The sequence below is a fragment of the Pseudanabaena sp. lw0831 genome (assembly GCF_016584665.1).
Lineage (GTDB): Bacteria > Cyanobacteriota > Cyanobacteriia > Pseudanabaenales > Pseudanabaenaceae > Pseudanabaena.
The window spans coordinates 1-7,102 of the sequence record NZ_BBJB01000071.1; the positions used below are offsets into that span (position 1 = coordinate 1).

At 44.1% G+C, this 7,102-nt stretch carries 6 protein-coding genes and 1 tRNA gene; 3 read left to right on the forward strand and 4 right to left on the reverse strand.

Annotation, left to right across the window (positions count from 1 at the left end; all coding sequences use genetic code 11):
* Positions 1–101: 101 nt before the first annotated feature.
* Entirely contained in the window at positions 102–1,511 is a 1,410-nt protein-coding gene (tig, locus tag APA_RS14860; RefSeq protein ID WP_201323050.1) for a trigger factor, read from the reverse strand.
* Between the two features lie 448 nt (positions 1,512–1,959).
* Positions 1,960–2,433: an FHA domain-containing protein gene (locus APA_RS14865; protein WP_236579596.1), complete on the reverse strand. Its 474-nt coding sequence runs from the start codon at positions 2,431–2,433 to the stop codon at positions 1,960–1,962.
* 181 nt (positions 2,434–2,614) lie between these two features.
* Between APA_RS14865 and APA_RS14870 the strand changes: the two genes are divergently transcribed.
* Complete coding sequence (locus APA_RS14870; protein WP_201323051.1) at positions 2,615–3,697, forward strand: FAD-binding oxidoreductase; 1,083 nt, start codon at positions 2,615–2,617, stop codon at positions 3,695–3,697.
* Between the two features lie 2 nt (positions 3,698–3,699).
* Here the strand turns inward: APA_RS14870 and crtD are convergent, their stop codons facing one another.
* Together crtD and APA_RS14880 are read right to left on the reverse strand one after the other, a co-directional pair.
* Entirely contained in the window at positions 3,700–5,184 is a 1,485-nt protein-coding gene (crtD, locus tag APA_RS14875; protein ID WP_201323052.1) for a C-3',4' desaturase CrtD, read from the reverse strand.
* 124 nt (positions 5,185–5,308) lie between these two features.
* Positions 5,309–6,097 carry a response regulator transcription factor gene (locus APA_RS14880; protein ID WP_201323053.1) on the reverse strand — a complete coding sequence of 263 codons (789 nt, stop codon included), beginning with the start codon at positions 6,095–6,097 and terminating at the stop codon, positions 5,309–5,311.
* 190 nt (positions 6,098–6,287) lie between these two features.
* Here APA_RS14880 and APA_RS14885 point away from each other — a divergent pair, with 190 nt between their 5' ends.
* Both APA_RS14885 and APA_RS14890 read left to right on the forward strand, forming a co-directional pair.
* Entirely contained in the window at positions 6,288–6,719 is a 432-nt protein-coding gene (locus APA_RS14885; protein WP_201323054.1) for an NUDIX hydrolase, read from the forward strand.
* Positions 6,720–6,937: 218 nt separating this feature from the next.
* A tRNA-Glu gene (locus tag APA_RS14890) sits at positions 6,938–7,010 on the forward strand.
* Positions 7,011–7,102: the final 92 nt, after the last annotated feature.

Here is a 7,102-nt window from a genome sequence, read left to right on the forward strand (position 1 = left end):
TACAGGTTTTGACTCTGGCTTTTAATTGTGCTGAGTAGCTATCCTATCCTACGCAATCTACAAGAGATAGGGGGGGCTTTGCACCCCCTATCTCTTGTAGATTAAGCTTCTTCGGATGTTGCATCAACAGTTACAACGTCTGCATCAGCCTCTGGTGAGATGCTTTCGAGGGTCTCAGGCTCTGGCTTGAGTGAGCCTTCCTCGACTAATTCGATTTCAGAATGCTCGATCAACCATGCCACTGCGACTTCAGTCCGCATCTCCTCACGAATCAAGCTAGCTAATCTAGCAGGGTCGATATTGGGGTCTTTGAGTGCTTCCAAGGTGTTGGCGACTCTCTCTTTGAGCTCAGCTTCATCGACAGAGAGTTTTTCTTCCTCAGCAATTTTATCAAGTGCAACTTTGCGTCTAAGACGGTTAACCGCCTCTGGCTGATTGAGACGGCGCATTTCTTCGACCAATTCCTTGGTAAATAGTTGCTTTGCCATCGCAGGATCAATGCGCTCTTGTAGGTAATTAGCTTGTTGTCTTACCAAGAAGTCCAGCTCTTGCTGCAAAAGAGTTACAGGTAAATCAACTTCAAGTTCGGCAGTTAGAGCCTCAAGGATGGCGCGTTCTTTGTTGGCTTGAGTTTTCGACTCAGCCTCGTCGATCACCCGGTTTTCTAGGAGTTCGCGCAATTCGGCGATCGTTTCTTTGTCGCTAATCGATTGCGCAAACTCGTCATCAAGGGCGGGAAGCTCACGACCTTTAATCGATTTAATTGTGACTACATACTTGATTTCCTTACCGATATATTCTTCAGGATAATATTCTTCAGGAAAAATTGACTCAACTTCAATGACATCATCGATCGCTGCACCGATGATTGCTTTAACAACTTCAGGGATAAATGCTTTTTCATCAACATCAAACTGAAAATCCTCTTCGCCAGCATCTGGCAATTCTTCGCCTGTGGCGCGATCGAGAACTTTGAGATCGACGGTGACAACATCGTTTAGTTCGATTCCACGATCTTCGATGGGTACGATCGTTGCTTTACGGACTTGAAATTCGTTTAAGGTTCGATCGACTTCGGTAAGGTCGGGCTTAATTTCTTCAGCTTTGACGGTAAAGCCTTGATATTTGGCAAGAGCTACTTCTGGCTCCACGTCGATCGCTGCCTTAAAGGATACTTCTTGCCCTGGGGTGAAGGTTTGGACAAGAGCTTCAATATCAGTAATTAGTTGAAAGCCGCCCAGAGCTTTATCTTTAACTTCTTTATTCTCAGCAAGGGCTTCGTTTAAGGTTTTTTCTAGTAACTCTTCAAGGACATTGGCTTTGAGTCGCTGACTACCAACTTGTCTCAATACAAGTTGAGTGGGCGCTTTGCCTTTGCGAAACCCTGGGACTTGCATCGTGCGCGTCAAGTCTTTGACGATGCGATCGTATATTGCTTGAGACTTTGCTCCTTCTACTTGAATGTCAAAACCAATTTGACTAGCGGGAAGCTTCTCTAGAGTGACCTTCATTATTAAATATGCCTAGATTAAGTATGCCTAGATTGGATATATCTAAGTACCTCGTCATAATTAAAAACCCAGAGCCAAAACCTGTACCGCCCGCTAAGCGGGCGGTACAGGTTTTGGGGTTTTATATTTAATTGTGCCTAGCTACTTAGAAATCAAAAAACAGTTTTTGGACTTTTGCCAACTTATGGCAAAGCTGTCAGCAAGTGCCAAATTATGCCAAGTCTATGATAATACGATATTGGCGATCGCATATTTCAAAAAGCTATAAATTAAATGAAAGCTCTTACAGCAGTTATCGCTCAAACCCGCCACAAAATTGGTCGCAGGGCAAAGCCCCTCAATGGGTTTTATATTCTTGTTTGTGGCGGGTTTGAAAGCAAATTGCTGTAAGTATAAATATTGGGCTGTATTTAAGTGCTTCGCCCTGTAAATCAAATTGTAAATCAAATTACTTCCGCGACATGATGGTAGGACGATCATCAGTCGGTCTAGTTGGTGATGTGGGATTATTTGGTGATGTGGGTTTAGCAGTAACAATGTCACGAAGTGAAGGAGTGATCGCTTCAGACCCATCTAATAAAATTTGTAATTTGGGGCCAGCTGTAGCAAGGCGAATAATCATCTCATTCTGCACGCGCTCACTATCAATTTGCTGATCGTTAATGTATGTACCGTTTGCGCCAATATTGACAATTTCCCAATACTGAGAGTGACGATGTAGCTCAACATGGTAGCGAGAAACAACAGAACTATAGAGAATCACATCATTATCGCCTGATCGCCCAATCCGAATTACAGGCTCGGAATTAAATTTCCATGTTTGGATAGGTATCGATTCGATTGGATGCAGCAGATTTAGCGTAATCACGGGTTTAATGTAGGAATTTTGCAGAATCAGGAAGTTTTTGACTACCAATGCCACAGGATTTGCTGTTATCCCAAAAGTTTAGCATTGACTTTAATCAATAAAGAACCAGTTTTTTTGTGGTGCGGCGGAGCCGCACCACAAAAAAACTGGTTCTTTATTTTACTGTTAGTCCCCAATCAGATCTTAGAGTAGAAAAGGGTGCGAAGCATTCTTTTCTACTCTATTGAAAATATTTATGAAAACTGTCACTATCATTGGCTGCGGTGTAATTGGGGCAATGCTTGCCTATGAATTAAGTAAAACTGCGCTAAAGGTGACAGTACTTGAATCAAATCCTCGACCTGCGATGGTGGCAACTGGTTCAGCGCTAGGGGTGTTGATGGCGGCTTCTAGCTCCAAAGCTAAAGGTCCTTTGGTCAAATTACGTTTGGCGAGTTTAAGTCTGTACGATCGCTTGATTGATGAGTTAACTGCTCAAACTAACTGCAATATTCTCTACAACCGCAACGGGATTTTAAGTTTATTGCGATCGCCTGAGGAAAAAATTAAAGCGAGATCGCTAATCGAAATTCGCAAAGAGCAGGGCTTTGAGTTGCAGTGGCTAGAACGCGGTGTCATTTCACAGCAATACTCGCAATGGCTAACTGACGACGGTTTATTTAGTCCATGCGATCGGGCGGTGCATCCAACTCAGTTAGTTGATGCGCTAGTTGCTGCCGCGACTCAAAATGGGGTGAAGTTTTACTGGAACGCACCTGTTAAGAGCTTAGAAGAGATCAAAAGCGATCTCATCGTGGTTACATCAGGCTTAGGAAGTAATGCCCTACTTGCAGCACTTTTAAAAAACTGTTCAAAAAATAGAGAGCAAGATCTTTTGCTACCAGTTGGCGGTCAAGCTTTGTTATTAAAAGTCCCAAACCTAAATTTGCAAACCGTCATTAATGCCGAAAACGAGGATCATTCCGACATTAATATTGTCCCGTTAGGTCATGATCGATATTGGCTCGGTGCAACCTTAGAATTTGAGCCAGATGAATTACCCCGCGAGGCGAATATCTCGTTATTGCTAGAACAAGCGATCGCATGGTGTCCTACTTTTAAAAAAGCTGAAGTTTTAAAAACATGGGCAGGCGATCGACCCAGACCCGATGGATTCCAATCTCCTATTTTAGGTTTTGCGCCAGACCATCCGCATATTTTGATTGCTACAGGGCATTATCGCAATGGCGTAATGATGGCTCCTGTGACTGCTCAAATTACGCGAGATTTACTACTTACTGGCACAAGTGATTTACCTTGGAAACCATTTTCTCTTTAATATTAAGCACTTTCTATTTGTCGCACTACAGTCATTGCCGAATAACTTACCCCTGCGGTTCCCTCGCCTGGGTGGGTGGAGTCACCGACTAGCCATATGTTTTTGAGTGGAGTGCGATTGGCAAACCCAAAGGGGCCAAAGGTGGAAACACGCATTCCCACACCACCGACGATGCCGCGATCGCGTCCTGTATAACGTGCAAAAGTTTGTGGTGTGGCAGCTTCCACATGAATAATCGTCTGCTCATTGAGATAGAAGTATTCGCTTAATTGCGCGATCGCCCTTTCTGTAAATCTCTTTTTAAGTTCCTGATAATCCTCATCGCCATACCAAACCGCCGCATCGGTAAACTCTGAAGCAATAATCGTTGCTTTTCCTGCTGGAGCGCGTCCATCACCTTCCTTACTAACAGAAATAAATAGAGAATGCGGTTTATCGCCCGCTTCCAAAAACTGCAAATGTGGCGGACAATTATCTGGAATTGCAGCGCGAACGACTCCCAAATAGACAACAAATGCAACCGAAGCAGGCTTGAGATTTGCAACTCGATTAGCATATCCCTTAGGCGCTTCATCTCCCAATAGCGTCACAAAATTATTCACCGTCACATTCGCCACCACATGATCCGCCCCATCCGACCAAGCTTCACCCGTCTTCAGATTTTTTCCTTTTACCTTTTTCCTTTTTCTTTCTCCCCTGATCGCAGTTACTTCATGCTGCATCAAGATTTTCCCTCCATCGCGCTCAATACTCTCGATCAGGCGATCGCTCAAAACTTGCATACTTCCATTAAGATGGAACAATCCTAAAGGCGCTTGCGAAACTGCTAAAGCAGTGGCTGCATAGAGCAAAGCTGTTTCCTCTGCATTAACCTGTGAATAGAGTTTTAATTGCAGATCGAGAAAGGTGCGCAATCTTTTATCACTAGCTAATCCAAAACCACGTAAGGCATCACCGACAGTCGAAAAGGTGTAAGGCACTGTCGCCAAGGTATCGATTCGCAAAGCTTTGAGCAATTGCCAAGCATCCCAAATATTACGCGGTGGCAAAATCGGATCGCGGGACTGAAATCGCCAACTTTGCCAAAATAAATCTTCTAGGAAATTCCAAAATGGCTCGCTATTGGGAAATTGTCTTTGTCGTTCTAGTTTCCACTTTTGGCGATCGCGCCAGACATTAATTGGTTGGTTCTCATTTGGCAAAAACACCGCACAAGCTGGATCGCAGTATGTTGCTTCGGGATGTTCTAATTCAAGTTCTTTAAAAATGCGATCGTGAATCCCTCCAGATTCTAATCCTGCCACCTGAGTCGCACCGACATCAAAGGTAAATCCGCGTCGTTTAAAGGTGGATGCACAACCACCCGCAACGATCGCCAGATCGTAAACAATGACTTCATAGCCACGCTTTGCCAACAATGCTGCTGTAGTCAAACCACCAATTCCCGCCCCGACCACAATAATTTTCTGTCTCACTTTCATCAGCATTAAAGACTTTTTGTTTTTACGAATTAAAATAAAGTAATTGCTTTGTTATTCTAATTCGCAAAAGAAAGCTTAAAGCCCAAAAAGGAAAATCGCCAGCGTAGCTGGCGATTTTCCTTTTTGGGCTTTAGTATTTGGCGAACGAGCGGCTGGGAGGAGCGGTGAATTGTGGTGGGCGATCGCCATTTGAGTTATTTGAAATTTGAGAATTAGGACGCAAAGGCGGTCGCATTAGCGCTTCAGGATTAAAACGATACCCAATATTTCGTACTGTTTGAATCAAATTTGGTTGTTGCGGGTCAACCTCTAGTTTTTTGCGTAACGATAAAACATGCGTATCAACAGTACGCGGATTATTAATCTCGTCTGGCCAAGCACGTTGTAGAAGCTCAGCGCGACTCAAGGCAAGACCCTCTGACTGAGCGAGAACATAGAGCAAACTAAATTCTTGAGGCGTTAGATCGATCGCATTACCCTTTAACCTCACCTGTCGTTGCACCAAATCGATCTTCAGCACACCATAATCCAAACAAGCAGGAGGTGCAGACGTGCGTAGTCTGCGAGTCAATGCTTCCACCCTTGCCAAAAATTCTTGCATCCCAAAGGGCTTCGTCAAATAGTCATCCGCACCCGATTTTAAACCCTCTACGATGTCAGATTCATTAGTGCGCGACGAAATCACAAATATTAACGAACTTCTTTGTTTATGAAGCCAGCGACATAACTCGATACCATCCCCATCAGGCAAATCAGTACTCAAGATCACCAAACTGGGCTGCTGCTTTTGAAACACGAGCTTTGCTTGCTGACAACTTACCGCTTGAAATACCGAATAGCCAATCTGCTGCAAATGCCAACCCAAGAGAGAGGCAAGATTCGGATTACCTTCTACAATTTCTATGCTGATTGGGATCAAAGAAATACTCTCCTGCCGAGTAACGCTTAATAGCTCTCGGATTATGAATCTGCATGATAACTTAGTGTGAAGCTGCATTTTGTAGCTGTAATTACCCTCTAGAGTGCGAAAAGCGCTACCTTACAGCTTATAAAGCGAGTGGCAGCGCTTAGCGCTGCCACTCGCTTTTTTAAATAACCTTGCAAATCAAGTGACATACCGAAATCCTGTTCCCACGGTTGATATCATCATTGCCCTACGCGATCGCCCGAATCAACCCATTGTGTTAATTGAGCGCCTAAATCCACCCTACGGCTGGGCGATCGTTGGTGGTTTTGTCGATTATGGTGAACGACTAGAAGATGCGGCAAGGCGAGAAGCGCAGGAAGAAACGGGGCTACAGGTGGAGTTAATCGACTTGTTAGGGCTCTATTCTGATCCTAGCCGTGATGAGCGCCTACATACGATTAGTGCCGTGTACATGGCTGAGGCAATGGGTGATCCAAAAGCTGATGATGATGCCAAGTCTGTCGGCATGTTCGCGGCTTGGGAAATACCTAATCAGCTATGTTTCGATCACTCGCAAATCTTGAAAGATTATTGGCGCTATCGCAACTATGGGCTTCGACCTGCCATCAGATAAAGAATCAGTTTTTTGTGACGAGCCTTTGCCGCGTCACAAAAAACTGATTCTTTTCGATCAAACCAAGCCCATATTTTGGTAAAAGCTATGCGAAGCATAGCTTTTACCAAAATATGGGCTTGGAAATTCATAATTCGATGGAATTCATCAAAAAAAGTTTGCTTTAAGTGTTGACAAAGCTTCAGTCGTGTATGTATCTTAATAAAGGTCAAGAACACGCCCCCATCGTCTAGAGGCCTAGGACACATCCCTTTCACGGATGCGACGGGGATTCGAATTCCCCTGGGGGTATTCTTCACCAATAAAAAAGCACTCGTTTTTCGAGTGCTTTTTTATTGGTGAAGAACACAAAATAATAAAACCAAAAAAAGTTGGGGCGGGCG